Here is a 16,465-nt window from a genome sequence, read left to right on the forward strand (position 1 = left end):
TGCGTAATGTTCCGATCTCTTCGGCAAGCGTCTGCGCGATGCTCGGAAATTGCACTGTCATATGGTAACTCTCTGTTCTACGTCGTAGCGGGGACGAATACGCTAAGGGAACCCAAAAGCAAACGCTTGAATTTATGTTTCAAGACGCTATCCGCTACAAAACACTGTTTATTCGCTATCTCATAAAGCCCTCATACTACGCGAGGCAGGGTATCGGCATTGTCCGGTGTCAGCATTGGAATGAAACCACCGCCACCCTTTCAGAAAGCTGTCGATGTGGTCGAACTCGCCGTTGATAGCCTTGGCAGTAGGCGCCAAATCGTGTCAGCATTCGGCAATGAGATCATCCGGGACCCTAGACGCAATGACGGCAATCGAAAAACTGGCCGAAAGTTTCACCACAGCGAGCCGCGAAGGTACAAAAATCACTCTGGCGGCGTTGCAGGCGGAGGGCCTCATTCCCGGTGGCCTTGAAGAGGCTATGGCGGTCCAGCGGGCTTTTGCTGAAAAATGGGCGGAACCGGTCGCCGGCTGGAAACTGGCGATCCGCCCGGATGGCGAGGCCATCGGGGCGCCCATGTTCGATTGCGTTCGGGTCGATGAAACCAATCTCGCTTCTTTTCCTGAAGGTGGCACCGAAGGCGTCGAGGTCGAAATCTGCTTTACGCTTTCCGCCGATATCCCCGCTGCGGCGGCGGGGCCGCTGACCAGAGACGACCTGATAGGATATATCGACAAGGTCCACCTTGGTGCTGAACTTCTCCGCTACCGGCTGGTGGAGAAAAATCAGGTGCCGTTTCCGCTTTTTCTCGCGGATCGCCTCGCCAACCACGGCTTCGTCATCGGCCCGGAAGTGGATAAAGACATCGTAGATGTCTTTGCCGGAAATGGTGAGAACCTGCCGCAGCTTACCGTTACCGAGGGGTCGGCGCAGCTTTTCGACGCCACGGTAAAACATCCGAATGCTGATCCGCTCGCCCCGCTTGTCGCCTTTGCCAATGCGGCATTCAACAAGGGCGACATGCTCAAGGCCGGCAATGTCGTGACGACGGGCAGTCTCTGCGGTGCGATACCAAGCACACTTGCCGGCGAGACGCAGATCACGCTGAAATCGGTTGGTGCTTTCACGCTATCCGGTCCGAAACCATAGGCCCCGCTCATTCGGGACGCCCTTTTTTTGGCCCCCCGCCGTCTTCATCCCGGTCGCGCTTTCCAATGCCTCCGGAAGGTCACTTCACCCGCCCGTATTCGCCCAGAAAATCGAGCAGCGCCCGGATGCGTGAGGGAAGCGGCCCGCGCTGGCCGACATAGACGGCATGAAACATCTCCGTCTCACCCGTATCGAGATGATCGAGCACGGGGATCAGTCGGCCGGCGGCGATATCCTCCCTCACGGTGAAAGCGGCAAGACGCACCAGCCCGACGCCGGCAAGTGCCAGACGGCGAAGGCCTTCACCATCGCTCACCTGCACACGTCCCGTCGCCGGGATGAGGACGGTCTTTCCGTCGTCCCGCAATGGCCACCCGTCGACTGACCGGGCATATCCAAACCCGAGGCGATTGTGATCTTCCAGATCGGCGATTGTTTGCGGCACACCGCAGCGCTCCAGATAGTCAGGGGCGGCGGTGATGATCATCCTTGTCTCGCCGAGTTTGCGGGCAACGAGGCTTGAGCTTTTGAGCGGCCCGGCACGCACCGCGACATCCATGCGCTCTGCAAGGAGGTCGACCACCTGATCGGTCTGGACGATATCGAGCGTGATGCCCGGATGCAGCGACAGAAAGCGTGGCAGGATGGGCGCAAGAATATGCGTTGCATAAGAAGCGCTGGTGTTGATCCGCACGCGGCCGACAGGCTGTTCGCCCAAGCCGGCGGCGCGTTCGGCCTCTTCGAGATCAGCGAGGATGCGAGTGGCCCTCTCGTAAAAAGCGCAGCCCTCCGGCGTGATCTGAAGCTGCCGGGTGGAGCGGATGAGGAGGCGCGCGCCCAGGCGGCCTTCCAGCCGTGCGATAAGCTTGCTCACCGCTGAAGGCGTCATGTTCGCCGCCGCGGCCGCACGGGAAAAACCTCCGAGTTCAACGACTCGCACGAAGATTTCCATCTCCCCTGCCCGGTTAATCTCAAGTCGCGCCATGATGACTTCATCTCACAAGTGATAATATTTTCGGCATTCTATTTCATGCAAAAACCATCGTCTATCTTCAGACAGCGATTGAAATACATCACAATCTTCGTCTGCCAGATCACGACGGGATGGACAGGCATGGCGCCATCAGGCGCCCGGCCCAGAACCATGCCGAAGCAACAAAGGAACGCCCCATGGAATATCGCTATCTCGGCAAATCCGGCCTGAAAGTGCCAGTTTTGAGTTTCGGCACCGGAACTTTCGGCGGCACCGGCCCGCTCTTCAGCAACTGGGGCAATTCCGATGCTGCGGAAGCCCGGCGTCTGATCGACATCTGTCTCGAAGCTGGCGTCAACCTGTTTGATACGGCCGATGTCTATTCCAATGGGGCATCGGAGGAGGTGCTCGGCGAGGCCATCAAAGGCAGGCGCAACAGCGTTCTGATTTCAACCAAGACCAGCCTGCCGATGGGCGACGGGCCGAACGAGGCCGGATCGTCCCGCTTCCGGCTGCTGCGCGCGGTGGATGATGCCCTGCGCCGTCTCCAGACCGACTATATCGACATCCTCCAGCTCCACGCCTTCGATGCCTTCACACCGGTTGAGGAAGTATTGTCGACGCTCGATACGCTCGTCCGGTCCGGCAAGGTGCGATATACCGGCGTCTCGAATTTTTCAGGCTGGCAGATCATGAAATCGCTCGCCGTCGCGGACCGATATGGCTGGCCGCGTTATGTTGTCAACCAGGTCTATTACTCGCTTGTTGGCCGCGACTACGAGTGGGATCTGATGCCGCTCGGCGCGGATCAGGGCCTTGGAGCCATGGTCTGGAGCCCGCTTGGCTGGGGGCGGTTGACCGGAAAAATCCGTCGCGGCACGCCGCTGCCTGAACGCAGCCGCCTGCATGAGACAGCCAGCTTCGGCCCGCCGGTGGATGATGAACATCTCTACCGCGTGATCGATGCGCTCGACGCTGTCGCGGAAGAAACCGGCAGGACGGTGCCGCAGGTCGTTCTTAACTGGTTGCTCAGACGCCCGACGGTTTCCACTGTTATTATCGGCGCGCGCAATGAGGAGCAGCTTCGCCAGAACCTCGATGCCGTGGGATGGGAGCTGACATCGGCGCAGGTAGCGACGCTGGATAAAGCCAGCGAGACGACTACTCCCTATCCGCATTTCCCGTATCAGCGCCAGGAGGGCTTTGCCCGGCTTAATCCATTGGCCATAGCACGTCAGACTATGCCGTTCTAAGGCAGGGTCAGGCCGCCTGAACTACAGGCGGCCTGACGAATGCGGAGCTTCAGGCGGTTTTGTTGGCGGCGCCTGCGTCCAACCGGCCCGAAAACCAGTTTGCCAGGATAGCGCCCGATATATTGTGCCAGACACTGAAAATGGCACTCGGAACGGCAGCGAGAGGCGAAAAATAGGCCGTGGCGAGTGCTGCGCCAAGGCCCGAATTCTGCATGCCGACCTCGATCGCAATGGCCTTGCGCTTGGCAAGCGACAAGCCCGTTGCCTTTGCCGCGAGATAACCGAGCAGATAGCCAAGGCCATTGTGCAGAACGACGACGGCAAAAATCATCAGGCCGGACTGCGCGATGGACGCCTTCGATCCTCCGACCACTGCCGAAACGATGAGGACGATACCGATGACGCTTACCAGCGGCAATGCCGGAACGGCGGTCTTGACGAGACCGGGCAGCAGCTTTTGCAAGGCGGCACCCAGCGCCAGCGGAACCAGAACGACTTTGACGATGCTGAGGAACATCGCCCAGCCGTCGACGGGCAGGAACTGGCTTGCGAACAGCCAGACGAGGAATGGCGTCACCAACGGCGCAGCAAGAGTGGTGACCGAGGTGCAGGCAACGGACAAGGCGACATCGCCCTTGGAGAGATAGGTCATGACATTGGAAGAGGTGCCACCAGGGCAGCAGCCGACCAGAATGACGCCAGCCGCGACTTCCGGCGGCATGGGAATGATGCGGGTGAGCAGCACCGCCAGAAGCGGCATGATGAGAAACTGGCCGAGCACGCCGATCGTCACATCGAACGGCCTTTTCACGACCTCCCTGAAATCATCGACCGAAAGGGTGAGGCCCATGCCGAACATGATGATTGACAGAAGCGTGACGATCCAGGGCGCTATTTGCTTGAAAGTGTCAGGAAAGAAAAAGCCGAGTACGGCGAACAGGATAACCCAGATGGCAAAAGTCTTGCCCACGAAAGCCGAAACGGCTGCCAGCGTTTTCATTTCCATACTCCCAAGATGATCATGAAACCCCGTCTAGACTCCTATGGCGCCCTGTCAAGGTCATTACTCTGTTGCTAGACCCCGCGGTCGAAAACGTCCCCTCGGTTGGATGCCGCCGTCACCGCAGGACTGCAATTTAGATGAAGGCTCATCTATCCGCTTCCCGTTGCGCCGAAGATAGCCTGAGGGCCGCGCATACACGGCTCAATGGAGATGCCCAACCGCCTTCTGGACACGCTTCCCGTCAGAGTGGATCGAACATCTCCCTGAACTCCGGATCGGCAAAGTAGGCAAGCTTCTCGGCAAATATTGGTCGTTGTCCGGCCAGAAACATCAATTGTCCGTTCGTAGGCAGATTGCGCACCTCATCAGGAGTGAGTAGCGGCCGGCCGGTATGCTGTTGGCTATAGGAGATGCCGGTCTTATCGGAATCAAGCGCTCTTGCCATTGTCTGGAACACGACCGTTTCCTGTCCGAGCAAATCAGAGATGATGCGGGCGCTGTCATGATCATTGACGCCAAAAACCTGGAGCACGCCAGCGTTCGACAGAAAAGTCCCAGCGCGGTGACCGTATGTGGCACGCAGCTGATGGACGTCCTGAAGGATGGGCCAAAGCTGGACACCATAACCCGCCATCAGACCCATCGCACGTTCGACTGGTGCCAGATGCCCAAGCGATGCGAACTCATCGAGCAGATAGAGAACCGGTGTCGCAGGCTTTGTGGGATCGCGAGCCATTTCGAGCAGGCTTTGCGAGACAAGCAGGCGCAGCCAGCGCGAATAGGTCGAGAGCCGATCAGGGGGAAGCACGAGGAACACCGTCATGTTGCTGCGCTTGAGATCGGCAAACCGGAAATCCGAGCGACTGAGGACGGTCGTCATGCGCGGTGAATCGAGGAAATGCGTATGGCGTTGGGCGGCCGACAAAACGCCTGCGGCTTCGCGATCGGATTTTCCGAGGTGACGGTTTGCGGCACGGGCGACAAGACCTCTCACCGCATCGCTGTCCTGCATACGCTTGAGCAGTGCTGCGAACTGTTCCGGAGCAAGGGTAAGATAGTCGCGGAGTGTTGCGAGGTGCCTGCGTCTCAAAGGTTCAGATGCAACGATCTCGAGCAACAATCCGCCGATAAGAGCTTTTGCCTCCTCGTTCCAATGCGCCTCGCCCGCCATTCCCGGTTCATCGAACACGAGAGCGTCGGCAAGCGCACTGGCGTCTTCCGCGACATCGAGGCTGTGGGGATCAAGCAGGGCAAGGGGATTGAAGGCTGCCGAGGATCTCCCGGTGACCCCGAAAGGATCCAGTACATGAACCGGCCCGAATTTTTGACGAGCACGGCCGGTGATCCTTGCATTTTCGCCTTTTGGATCGACGCAGATCACGGAACGGCCAGCGGTCAACAGGTTCGGAATGATCGTGCCGACACCCTTGCCGGTACGGGTCGGCGCCATCGTGAGCAGATGGGCCGGGCCATCGTAGCGCAGAGGTTTGGCCGTTTTCGTATCACGACCAATCAACAGGCCGGAACCGGACGAGATAAGAGCAGCTATCTCCTTGTCTGTCGCAAAGCGGGCGGAGCCATGGGTATCATCGTCATTCTCCCCGAAATGCAAAATCAGTGGAGCGGTAATGAACCAGAAGGTGATAACAGCCAGCGCCAGCAGGGTTAAGAGACCTGGGATGATGTAGACAGGCGAGCCCCGCTCGAAACCCATTTGATCAAGGAAGTGAGCGCCACCCATGCCGATCACAAACGTGACGATGAACAGGATGAACATAAATCCGAGGAGCCGTTTCCAGATCCGGAAGGGCATGGTGATTAAAGCCAGGAATGCCCAAAGCGGATCACGCGCGGCGGCTCGCATCATGTTTTTGAATGCGTCCCGGGCAAGTCGCAATCGGTTCATGGAGCGCCCTGCCCGCTGTCGCCATTCTCTGCTGTGCCCGTCAGTCCTTGTCCGATCAGATCGGCAAACAGCGCCTTGTCATTGTCGCGTGTCAGAAAGCCCGGTAGTTCGCGGCGCAGCCATTCACCGAGTTGCCTGCCGAAATCCTTGTCATTCGAGGTCTCGAGTTGGTGCAGAACGAGCGACCCGATCAGGACCTTTCGGCGCATATCGTTGTTGCGCTCGGTTTTCGAGAGACGGGCCTTTAGGGCCGACCGTTGCGCATCCAGTTCAGCCAGACGCTGTTCGATTGTTTTCCTTGCCACGATTATTCCTTTCGATTGCGGTCGCACCGGAACTGCAGCTGTTGACCACGGCTTCGTTCCTGGAAGACAGACCAGTTTCTATGAGGAGATTGACATAGCGATAGCGAGAGTTGGTTGGACCGTATGGTTCATGACGCTGCGGTGGCTGTTACCTGAGTTCAGGAAAGTTTGTGCCACCCGTGAAGCTCAGTCGCTGGAATTTGCGGCTTGTCTCGCGGCCCGTTCAAGGTTTTGGAGATGTTCAGCGCACACCACTTTAACAATGTCGTAGAGCACCGACGCTCGGCCCATTATCCAAGAGAGACCTTCTTCAGACATCTCATAGTGTTCAGAATACCTGGCTTTCACATACGCCTCATTGAGTAGATTAAACCAGCTGACATATCTGGCTTGGTCGCGAGGCCAAGCCTCGATCAGCCTGACATCACGATCCTCGGAAAGTCCTCTTAGGAATTTGAGGTTATGGGATGCTGGCGTGTGATTTGTAAGGGTAAGAAGTAGAGCGCCGTACATATGCTCCACTGCTTGGTGCAACTGAAAGGCAGTGCCCGGAAGGTCTCTGTTTTGCAGGCCGAATAGTGAGAAATTCACGAAACTATCGATCACCTTGAAACGATTGGCAGCATTCTTTCGCGCCACCTCAAAAGCTTCGTGCGGCATCAAGACTTTCGGCTCGGCGAGTTCTCTGTCATCAAGTTCGTAGAGCGCAATGCCATCCCGTCGGATATCGCTGAAGAAATATTGCCCTTCCTGCAGAAAATTGCTGATCTCGCGAGCGCCATGGACAATGAGGCTAACAGGCGTCTCGATCTCCTTGTCCCACATCAGCCGATCGGTCGCCTTGTCCCAGTACTTGGGATCGGCCAGTTCCTTGTTGCTGACGATGACAAGGATATCGAAATCCGAGCGGTAGCCTTTCGACGTATGCGGCTCATCCACCCAGGTGCCACGCGCGTAAGAACCGAACAGAATGATTTTGAAAATCCGCCCATCCCTCTTGGCGTCAGACTTCGAGCGCTCCACCAGATCAGCAAACTCTTCCTGAATAATTCCGACGACGCGCGCGAGCTCGCGTTGCTTTCGTTCCGGCAAATGTTCAAGGCTGGTCTTCATGTCTGCTCCGCTTATCGACGGTGTCCTGTATGGGCCATTCCAGAGGCCTTTGAAACTCCGATTTTTGGTAGCCACCAAACGAATGCCTGTCTTCTCGGACGATGCACATTCGATCTTGAGGCAACCGGCTCTGATTTATGCAGATGGTATTGCAATACCTTCATTCCTCAATAGCGAACATTCAATGGTACTTTATCCTAGGTTGTATATCGCTTCCCGGTTTTTTCCCAATCGCAGGCGCTACGGGCGCTATACCGTGGCCGACTGAGTGGAGCGTAGAGGTTACGAAGGACCGTTAACGACGCACCCTGTCCAACCGCCGCAGCCAGATGCCCGCCTGCCCTGCGGCTCACTTCGACGCAATTTCGGTAACGCAGTCACGTCAAGAAAGGCACGGTGATGGAGGCGGCCATCACCATCCAGACAGGAGTGCGGGCCGCCCCATACTTGGAAACGGCCCGCTAGATGGATGATCGAGGGCAAGGCAATTGGAAGCGCTGCATGAGTCCTGACGGCATAACCTCTCAAGGTCGCCATTTTGCGAAACGCAGAGCAAACGCCTGTATAAAGAACGTATTCTAAATACACCAACATCCTCGGCCTATTCGCTCTCTAGTGCGCTACCTGTTAGCTTACCGCCGACCACCACCTATTCAAACGCTCAAGATTATCGCTGCGTCACGCTGAGGCTTCTCGGCCGTATGTCGGATCGTAAACACCCCCTTTTGTCAAAAGAGTCCAAATGATGCGCGCTATAAGATTTGCCACCGCGATAACTACAACTTTGTACGGTCGTCTCGCGCGCAATCGAGCGGCCCAACGACCGATTGGAGTTTTGCTATCTCGCATCATGATTACTGTGCCCCCGAGATAAAGCATCGTTCGGAGTTCGCTATTCCCCATTTTCGTAATGCGCCTCAGAACCGAACGACCTCCGCTTGAATGCGTGCGAGGAGTAAGACCCAGCCATGAAGAGAAATGGCGGCCAGACGGAAACCGATGGATATCAGGAATTGTCGCAATAACGCACATTGCAGTTTTCGGGCCAACACCAGGTATCGTCAGAAGCCTACACGCGTTCTCATCGTGTCGGACACGTCGCTCAATCTCTTTGTCTAGTTTCGTGACCAAATCATTCAATCGATGTATCTGGTCGCAAATATCGGTGAGAGCTTGTTTCATAACTGTAGGCAGGACGGTATCCGCTGCGGTTTCCATCAGATTTACTAGTTTCGAATAATTTTGAATGCCCTTCGCCGCTATTAGGCCGGCCTCCGCTAGGTGCCCCCGCAGTGCGTTTACGAGTTGAGTCCGTTGTGAAACAAAAAGGCTGCGAGTTCGAAAAATCGTAATCGCCGCTTGTTGATTCAGCGTTTTGACTGGAACGAAGCGCATTGTCTTTTGCGTAAGCGCAACATTGATCGCCTCCGCATCATTGGCGTCGGTTTTGCCCCGTTTCACGAAGGGCTTCACGTAACTGGTATGGATCAACCGAACGTCATGGCCAAATTCTAGTAACTGGCGTGCCCAGTAATAACTTGTAGCGCAGGACTCCATTCCGATCAGGCATGGTTTGAGCTTGCTGAAAAACTCCAGAACGTTCTCGCGTTTGATCTTCGTGTTGAAAAGGGTTTCTCCGCTCGCATCTGCTCCATGCGCCTGGAAAACCTGCTTGGCTATATCAAGCCCTACCGTCGTCACGTCCTGCATCGGCCACTCCCTTGAAACCTTGGGGATCGATGCCACGATATCATCGCTCGATTTCAAATTGATGATGTGAAGCACATAACGCCGTCTTCGGTTTTCGTTCAGGCTTCAGAGAGCCTGTTGATCAAAGTCTCGATGTCCCCTGACATAGACCTGACCGAATGCCCCATTTTTCAGCGGGGGAAAATCACCTCCCCTGATTGATGCGTTCGCTTCCCATGCTCAAACACAAGAAATTGCCCCCATTCGACCACTACTTTTAGTAGTCGAAATCACCGTTCGTTGTTGTTAGCGTCGCCACCGGTAAACAGACAAGGGCGCACTTACGACTTGCCACGCGTCAGAGCGCTGAATTTCCCCGTTTGCGGATCGGAGATTTCGTGTGGCGATTTATCATCTCAGCACCAAACCTGTCTCGCGCTCATCCGGCCGAAGCGCCGTGGCATCCGCCGCCTATCGTTGCGCGGTCCTTCTCACCAATCATCGCGACGGCCTTGTGCATGACTTCACCCGCAAAGAGGGCGTGGAGCATAAGGAGATTGTGCTGCCGGACGGTCTTTCTGCCGATTGGGCTCTGGATCGTTCTGCCTTGTGGAACGCTGCCGAGTTTGCAGAAAAGCGAAAAGACGCCCGCGTCGCCCGCGAATTCGAAATCGCGCTTCCGCATGAGCTGTCGCCAGAAGCGCGGCTGAAGGCTGCACGCGCCTTTGCTCAGGATCTTGCAAACCGCTATGGCGCGGCCGTGGACTTTGCCATCCATTCGCCAAGCGAGCATGGTGACATCAGGAACCACCACGCGCATGTGCTGATGACGACGCGACAGGTTGGCAGAACCCGCCTTGGCGAGAAAACTTATCTCGAGCACAAGAACGCACGGCTGCTGGCACATGGCATGGCGACAACCGACATGCAGCTTCGCGATATCAGGCAGGCATGGGAAGGCATTGCCAACCGTCAGCTTCAGCGCGAAGGCCTGGATGTTCGCATCGATCATCGCTCGCACATGGAGCGCGGTCTTGAACTGTCGCCGACCGAGCACATGGGCGTGCATGCCTCGCAGATGCAGCAGCAAGGATTGACGGTCGAGCGCGGCAGGCTGGATGACGAGGCAGCACGGCAAAATGCCGAACTGATCCGGCAAAAACCGGAACAGGTTCTGACGCTGATCAGCAACGAGAAGAGCGTGTTCGACCGGCACGATATTGCCAAAATGTTGCATCGCTATATCAACGATGACGCCCAAACATTCCAGAACGCCATTGCCGCTGTTTTGGCCTCACCAGCGCTGGTGGAACTCCAGGCTGAGCGCATCGATCCGGACACAGGCGAAGTGTCCAATGCCCGCTATTCGACGCGGGAGATGATCGACCTGGAACTCGCAATGGCGCGATCGGCAGTAAGGTTACATCAGGCGCAGTCCCACGGTGTCGATCATCGTCATGTCGAGCGTGCGATAGAAAAACAAGATCACGCTCTTCGGACAAGCTCTGGCGGAATGGTGGCTGCGAGCGATCCGTCGGCGGGATTGTCGGACGAACAGCGTCAGGCGATCGCGCATATTACCGGGCCTGAAGGCATCGCCGCCGTCGTCGGGTTTGCGGGTGCGGGAAAGTCCACCATGCTCGCAGCGGCGCGCGAAGCGTGGGAGGCTCAAGGCTATCAGGTCCATGGTGCGGCATTAGCCGGAAAGGCAGCCGAGGGGCTTGAGGAAAGTTCCGGCATAGAGAGCCGCACTCTGGCGTCATGGTCATACAGCTGGGACCATGGCCGGGATCTGATCGGCCGACGTGACGTGTTCGTCATCGACGAGGCCGGCATGGTCGGAAGCCGGCAACTTGCCCGCTTTATCGGTGAGGCAGAAGAGCGCGGCGCAAAGATCGTTCTTGTTGGTGACCATGAGCAACTGCAGGCAATCGGGGCCGGTGCACCCTTCAGGGCGATTGCGGAGCAGATCGGTCATGTCGAGCTTTCCGACATTCGCCGCCAGCGCCATGATTGGCAGCGAGAAGCATCGGTTGCCTTTGCCACCCACAAAACGGCAGAGGGCTTGGCTGCCTATCGCGATCACGGCGATATCCACTTTGCAGAAAGCCGCGACAAAGCGATGGCGCAGATCGTGCGTGATTATGTTGCCGATAGTGAGCGGCGTGCCGATGGCAGCCGGGTTGCCATGGCGCATCGCCGCGCCGATGTGCGCGTCCTCAATGCTGCCATCCGCTCGGAGCTTCAAAACCGACAAAGGCTGGGGAACCGTGACGAGCTGAGCGCTGGTGCAGAGCAAGCGGATGGTAAGGCCGGAGGGAAAAGTGAGGCAGTTGGAGAACTCACCTTTCAGACCAGTAACGGCAAACGCGCCTTCGCTCCCGGTGACCGGATCATCTTCCTCGAGAACAACCGCGACCTCGGCGTCAAAAACGGCATGCTTGGCACGGTCGAGCATGTCGAGCCGAATAAGATCATCGCCCAGCTCGATGGCCGAGGCGGCGACAGTGTCAGCATTGCCACGGACAGCTACCAGGCGATCGACCACGGTTATGCGACGACGATCCATAAAAACCAGGGAGCGGCGGTCGATCGCGCCTTTGTGCTGGCGTCCAGCACCATGGACCGGCATCTGACCTATGTCGCCATGACCCGGCATCGCGACGGCGTGCAGCTCTATGCCGGCATCGAGGAGTTCACCAGTGCGGGCCGGCTGGTTGATCACGGCGTCGCGCCTTACGAGCATAATCCGCAATCACGCGACAGCTATTTTGTGACGCTGGAGAATGACAAGGGCGAGCGGCATACGGTGTGGGGTGTTGATCTCAACCGGGCCATGCGAGATGCATCACCTAAGATCGGTGACAGGATCGGACTGCAGCATGAAGGCGCCACGCCTGTCACGCTTCCGGACGGTACAAAGGCAGAGCGCAATGCATGGCGTGTCGTCAAGGGTGATGAACTCGCCTACCAGAAGCTGGCAAGCCGACTGTCGCGTTCCGGCGTGAAGGAAACCACGCTGGACTATGTTAGAGACTTTGCCGAGCGGCGCGGGATAGCCAGCGACCGATGGATCGGGCGAGAGTTTGGGATCAAGAGCGAGATCGAACTTGCTTCCGCCAAAAATGCGCGCCTAGAGGTGTTGCCCCGTGCGGCCCATCTGCAACGGGAGCAGCAGGATCGGCCATCAGAGCGTCAGCAGGTTTACGAGGAACGTGCCGGCGAACTGGCCGGCCCTGTTCGCCGCGAAGATCCTGGCAATGAGTTCGCCCGGACGATTGATGACAATCGGCGGGGCGACCGGACGGAGGACAATAAAGGATATCGCCGCATCCGGTGGTCCGACCTCATGTCGAAAGACGGCGCCGTCCCTACCCCAACAGAAACTGTCGGCCAACGATCGGCGCTGGAACCCGGTAAGCCCACTCCACTTGTGCCAGCCATCACCCGATACGACCGCAGCGTCGAAGAGGTGGCGCAGCAAATGGCGATGTCCGTTATCGATCGGCAATTCGATACAGTGGACTCTCTCGTGCGGCACGTGTTCCGTGATCCGGCCGAGGTCGCAGCAAGATTGCGCGCCGCGATGATCGATAAAGAAGGCAATGGCAAGATCATGGCGAAGGCCATGGTCGGGCAGCCAGAGCGCTTCGGGGAGCTGCGCGGCAAGTCGGGTCTGTTCGGCAACAACAAGGAGCGGAAAGAGGCGCTGCAATATGCAAGGTCACTCTCTGCCCATATCGGCTATGTCTCCGAGGCATGGGAGCGCCGGCTTGGCGAAGAACGTCAAAGCGAACAATGGCAGCGTGAACAGCGTGACGTGATCGAGGTCCCCAGCCTCACCCCGCGCAGCGCCGAAATCCTTGCCGAGGTGGAGAAAACGCCGGTCGAGAGGCGAAGCAAGTTCATCAAAGAGCTGCGATCATCACCTGAGGGCCGGACCGCACTTGACGAGGCCAAGCTGGTGGCCGATGCGCTCACGCGGCGGTTTGGTAGTTCCGATCCTCGCAGGTTCGCCGAGGAGCTGGAGACACGTCCCGAGCTCGCAAAGCACGCCGAGCAGATCAAGGCAATCGCCAGCCTGGTGCATCGTGCACGCCATGCAGAACTCAGCCATGACCACGCGCTGAAACAGCAACTGGCCCGGTCTCAGGGGCTTGGACTGAGCCGATAGTGTGCGCTGGCAACAACACTGGCGTCAGCTTTGATAATCCCCAAATTACCAGAACATGAAGCGAGCCAGCTTTTCGCCGATTCCGCGCCATGTTTCACCGGTTGTGGATGTGGTCTTCCTCGGCAATCGGTCCTGAGCCGGTGCGGGTGTAGTGGACGAGTTGGAGTTGATAAACTATTTATTCAGATAGATAAGCAAGCATTTCCCGTCCTTTTTTCCTACAAGACTGATCGGTCGGACATCATCACCTCCATCGATGGATATCTCTACCGGCAAGCCTTGGTTTTCAAAGGACTGAAGTTCCTTTATCAACTCTTCAATGGTTTTCCCTCTATTAGCCCAATCCTTATGATCTGTGTCTTTAACGTTCATTATCAATCCCCTATACGATTCAGATTTGAGTCATAAGTTCCGAGGCGCGTCCCCTTACCTCCGAGGTCCTTAACGGAAGTGGCCATCTTCCAAGCGCCTCCATTATGACCATCCAAATCCCTTGTTATGAATAGGTTCTGTTGACAAAGTAGCTTGAGGTGCTCGTTAAGAACTACTTTTCTGCGTCGCCCAAAAAAGCTTCGATGCTGACTTCGTGGAGCCTTTTATGCGCTGCTACAGAAATCAGCCTGACGTCGGGATTTTCCTCCACCGCTCTTCCATACCAATATTTTGCGGCATGCAGGTCACCAATCTTCTCATAACACTCTCCCAACCGCTCCCCGAGATATCCGGCATCCAACGACTGGTCGCCATCTGCCATGAAAAGATAAATCTTGATCGCGTCCGCTGCCTTCCCAGTTGCGATCAGGTCTTTCGATATTCGGTCTAAATGATTGAAGTCATACAAGAATTTTCTCCTTTTTTGCAACGTGTTACCGTCTTAACTAAGGTGCACAACTCATGAACCAGAGCAAGTGTGGCAACCATATTTTTGCGGCGGCCAACACGAGAAAGGCGGCGAAGGATTTTTGGGTTTTATCGTATCGGGTGGCGACACGACGAAATTGCTTCGCCGGTTGAACAGCCGCTCGATACGATTTCGGTCCATGTAGACTGTGAAGTCACAGGCGGTTGGTCTTTGCCGTTGGCCCTCGGAGGAATAACGGGCCTGACCCCGTGGATCAGCAACTCTTCGCGCAGAGCGTCGCTGTCATAGCCCTTGTTAGCGAGAAACAGCCTCGGCTTGGCAACCGGCATGGCTAACAGATCGGGAACGGTATTGTAATCCGAAGCTTCACCGCCTTGTCAGGATGAAGCCGAGAGGGCGTCCCGGACCGTCCGCACGGGCGTGGATTTTTGTCGAAAAGCCGCCGCGTGATCGACCAAAAGCCTCCTTATAAGTCCCTCTTTTGCGCCCGCAGCCTGAGAATGGCCGCGAACCGTGGTGCTGTCAATCATATGCTGCCAGTCATCGGTCAAGCCCAGTTCGACAAGCGTCTCCAGCAGGACATCCCATACGCCTTGTTCTGCCCAACGGCGGAAGCGCACGTAGACGGAATTCCACTTGCCATACCGCTCATGCATGTCGCGCCAAGGGCACCCGACACGCGAACATGCAACATTCCGTTGAGATACTGCCGATTATTGTGAGAAGGGCAAGATTTCCTCCCGCGCTCAGTGGGCAGTAGTCCTCCAACAATCCGCCATTCCGAATCCGTCAGGTCGCCGCGAGCCAAAATCGCTTCCTAAAAGGCAGTCTTGAATCATGCTCTATGGATAGACCCGCCTCCCTGCGACTTCAAGGTATATAAAGACCACAACCGCATCGAACGAATGTTCAACAGGCTCAGACAGTTCCGACAGATTGCCCCCCGTTACGACAAGACCCGAACTTCCTTCGAAGCGTTCCTTTCGCTGGCCGCCGCAAAAATCTGGCTGCCGCACTTCATAGAACGCCTTTAGCCCAGCAATGGCTCAAATCGCCTGTAGGCCCACCATCGCCGATCAACCGGAACCTTCGGTCCATCCGATGGTGGGGACGTGAAGACAGTCTTTATTGTTTCATAACCGAAATCCGAGATGACCTCGGATGCGACTACCTCCATGCGTTCGCGGTCATCATCGCTGAAATCGTGATCGACCAAGAATTCGAGGACAATCTTGTCGCCGCTCCAGCCACACGTAACGGCGGCGAGCGTCGATGATACGGCCCCGAGCAAGGCGCGTTGCACACTAAGTCGAAGTCGTATTTCTCGATCAGGTCCGGACACCGAATCCTCCGTTAGGAGCGATCTTATCGCATTATCACTGCTGACTTTGTCAACGGGACCTAGGGTCGGCCAATTGGATGGCTCGCGATGAAATTTGCCAAGGCTCAAGTGTCTTTCTAACCAAGGTGTACCCAGTGAAGTCAGCAGCCGCATCTACGTGGGATTTCATGATTGAATAGACTTGTGACCAGATTAACGGACGATCGCATGCCATTTGCATCGTAGCTGGCGGCGATCGGTACACCATGTCCGGTCAAAATGCCTGACGATAAGCGATGGCAACCGATTGCCTGCCGCGAACCGATGTGGCTATCGGAGCCACATCGAAGCAGACAAGTTATCTCACAATATTATCCGCTCTATGGCTTTTGATCTAAAAGTCCGGCATATCTTCCGTCGCGATACCACCATTCAATATCAGGTAACTCTGACCGTAATGAAGCGAACAGCTCCCAGCCCACGTCATAGAACAATTGATATTCTTGTTCATTGTTGAATCCGATATTCGTGTGGTCGGCTAAATCAAGGGTGCGATCGAAGTCCGCTTCCCAGGAATGAAGGCGTGCTCGCAATGTCTCAGAAATCGGTAACGTGTCAGGGTTGACGTTCTTGGGCTCAATCATATCCCATAAACACCAGCACTGGTAATCTGGCATCAACTTCATTTTACGATCTGGACGGTACATCATTTTGCC

At 56.4% G+C, this 16,465-nt stretch carries 13 protein-coding genes and 2 pseudogenes; 4 read left to right on the forward strand and 11 right to left on the reverse strand.

Annotated elements, in window-relative coordinates; translation table 11 throughout:
• The first annotated feature begins 364 nt into the window (after positions 1 to 364).
• Positions 365 to 1,150 carry a 2-keto-4-pentenoate hydratase gene (locus V6R85_RS24295; protein WP_112951262.1) on the forward strand — a complete coding sequence of 262 codons (786 nt, stop codon included), beginning with the start codon at positions 365 to 367 and terminating at the stop codon, positions 1,148 to 1,150.
• 79 nt (positions 1,151 to 1,229) lie between these two features.
• On the opposite strand, the gene V6R85_RS24300 is transcribed toward V6R85_RS24295, so the two are convergent.
• Positions 1,230 to 2,135 carry a LysR family transcriptional regulator gene (locus V6R85_RS24300; protein ID WP_060727268.1) on the reverse strand — a complete coding sequence of 302 codons (906 nt, stop codon included), beginning with the start codon at positions 2,133 to 2,135 and terminating at the stop codon, positions 1,230 to 1,232.
• A gap of 185 nt (positions 2,136 to 2,320) precedes the next feature.
• Here V6R85_RS24300 and V6R85_RS24305 point away from each other — a divergent pair, with 185 nt between their 5' ends.
• Complete coding sequence (locus tag V6R85_RS24305; protein WP_111791535.1) at positions 2,321 to 3,376, forward strand: aldo/keto reductase; 1,056 nt, start codon at positions 2,321 to 2,323, stop codon at positions 3,374 to 3,376.
• A 49-nt stretch (positions 3,377 to 3,425) separates the two neighbouring features.
• On the opposite strand, the gene V6R85_RS24310 is transcribed toward V6R85_RS24305, so the two are convergent.
• The 5 genes from V6R85_RS24310 to V6R85_RS24330 all read right to left on the reverse strand — a co-directional run bounded on the left by V6R85_RS24310 (position 3,426) and on the right by V6R85_RS24330 (position 9,413).
• On the reverse strand, positions 3,426 to 4,376 hold the full coding sequence (locus V6R85_RS24310; RefSeq protein ID WP_111791507.1) for a bile acid:sodium symporter family protein: 951 nt from the start codon (positions 4,374 to 4,376) through the stop codon (positions 3,426 to 3,428).
• A 244-nt stretch (positions 4,377 to 4,620) separates the two neighbouring features.
• Positions 4,621 to 6,285: a type IV secretory system conjugative DNA transfer family protein gene (locus V6R85_RS24315; RefSeq protein ID WP_129565649.1), complete on the reverse strand. Its 1,665-nt coding sequence runs from the start codon at positions 6,283 to 6,285 to the stop codon at positions 4,621 to 4,623.
• On the reverse strand, positions 6,282 to 6,590 hold the full coding sequence (locus tag V6R85_RS24320; protein ID WP_129565650.1) for a mobilization protein: 309 nt from the start codon (positions 6,588 to 6,590) through the stop codon (positions 6,282 to 6,284). The genes V6R85_RS24315 and V6R85_RS24320 overlap by 4 nt, the downstream gene beginning before the upstream one ends.
• A 186-nt stretch (positions 6,591 to 6,776) precedes the next feature.
• Positions 6,777 to 7,703 carry a HEPN domain-containing protein gene (locus V6R85_RS24325; protein WP_112951259.1) on the reverse strand — a complete coding sequence of 309 codons (927 nt, stop codon included), beginning with the start codon at positions 7,701 to 7,703 and terminating at the stop codon, positions 6,777 to 6,779.
• Between the two features lie 678 nt (positions 7,704 to 8,381).
• The gene (locus tag V6R85_RS24330) at positions 8,382 to 9,413 is read right to left on the reverse strand and encodes an IS110 family transposase (protein ID WP_112951258.1); all 1,032 of its coding nucleotides are present in this window, start codon (positions 9,411 to 9,413) and stop codon (positions 8,382 to 8,384) included.
• Between the two features lie 379 nt (positions 9,414 to 9,792).
• Here V6R85_RS24330 and traA point away from each other — a divergent pair, with 379 nt between their 5' ends.
• Entirely contained in the window at positions 9,793 to 13,566 is a 3,774-nt protein-coding gene (traA, locus tag V6R85_RS24335) for a Ti-type conjugative transfer relaxase TraA (protein WP_336377318.1), read from the forward strand.
• 174 nt (positions 13,567 to 13,740) lie between these two features.
• Here the strand turns inward: traA and V6R85_RS24340 are convergent, their stop codons facing one another.
• From V6R85_RS24340 to V6R85_RS26080, 4 genes and pseudogenes are all read right to left on the reverse strand, one after another.
• Positions 13,741 to 13,938 (reverse strand): hypothetical protein, encoded by a 198-nt coding sequence (locus V6R85_RS24340; protein WP_044459931.1) that lies wholly within the window; start codon positions 13,936 to 13,938, stop codon positions 13,741 to 13,743.
• Positions 13,939 to 13,940: 2 nt separating this feature from the next.
• Entirely contained in the window at positions 13,941 to 14,066 is a 126-nt protein-coding gene (locus V6R85_RS26075; RefSeq protein WP_087746868.1) for a toxin C-terminal domain-containing protein, read from the reverse strand.
• Between the two features lie 44 nt (positions 14,067 to 14,110).
• Positions 14,111 to 14,407, reverse strand: a complete 297-nt coding sequence (locus V6R85_RS24345; RefSeq protein WP_236760186.1) for a hypothetical protein — start codon at positions 14,405 to 14,407, stop codon at positions 14,111 to 14,113.
• 37 nt (positions 14,408 to 14,444) lie between these two features.
• A pseudogene (locus V6R85_RS26080) lies at positions 14,445 to 15,236 on the reverse strand (IS5 family transposase).
• Between the two features lie 58 nt (positions 15,237 to 15,294).
• Between V6R85_RS26080 and V6R85_RS24355 the strand changes: the two are divergent.
• Positions 15,295 to 15,462: pseudogene (locus V6R85_RS24355) on the forward strand (IS5 family transposase); the annotation flags it as partial.
• Between the two features lie 667 nt (positions 15,463 to 16,129).
• Here the strand turns inward: V6R85_RS24355 and V6R85_RS24360 are convergent.
• The gene (locus V6R85_RS24360) at positions 16,130 to 16,456 is read right to left on the reverse strand and encodes a hypothetical protein (protein WP_111802463.1); all 327 of its coding nucleotides are present in this window, start codon (positions 16,454 to 16,456) and stop codon (positions 16,130 to 16,132) included.
• Positions 16,457 to 16,465 lie beyond the last annotated feature (9 nt).

This window comes from Agrobacterium sp. CCNWLW32 (assembly GCF_037083425.1).
GTDB lineage: Bacteria > Pseudomonadota > Alphaproteobacteria > Rhizobiales > Rhizobiaceae > Agrobacterium > Agrobacterium radiobacter.

Bases quoted from the DNA above. Each gene is read 5' to 3' on its own strand.
- V6R85_RS24295 (WP_112951262.1), top strand. From the start codon at position 365: ATGACGGCAATCGAAAAACTGGCCGAAAGTTTCACCACAGCGAGCCGC.
- V6R85_RS24300 (WP_060727268.1), bottom strand. From the start codon at position 2,135: ATGGCGCGACTTGAGATTAACCGGGCAGGGGAGATGGAAATCTTCGTG.
- V6R85_RS24305 (WP_111791535.1), top strand. From the start codon at position 2,321: ATGGAATATCGCTATCTCGGCAAATCCGGCCTGAAAGTGCCAGTTTTG.
- V6R85_RS24310 (WP_111791507.1), bottom strand. From the start codon at position 4,376: ATGAAAACGCTGGCAGCCGTTTCGGCTTTCGTGGGCAAGACTTTTGCC.
- V6R85_RS24315 (WP_129565649.1), bottom strand. From the start codon at position 6,285: ATGAACCGATTGCGACTTGCCCGGGACGCATTCAAAAACATGATGCGA.
- V6R85_RS24325 (WP_112951259.1), bottom strand. From the start codon at position 7,703: ATGAAGACCAGCCTTGAACATTTGCCGGAACGAAAGCAACGCGAGCTC.
- V6R85_RS24330 (WP_112951258.1), bottom strand. From the start codon at position 9,413: ATGCAGGACGTGACGACGGTAGGGCTTGATATAGCCAAGCAGGTTTTC.
- V6R85_RS24340 (WP_044459931.1), bottom strand. From the start codon at position 13,938: ATGAACGTTAAAGACACAGATCATAAGGATTGGGCTAATAGAGGGAAA.
- V6R85_RS24360 (WP_111802463.1), bottom strand. From the start codon at position 16,456: ATGTACCGTCCAGATCGTAAAATGAAGTTGATGCCAGATTACCAGTGC.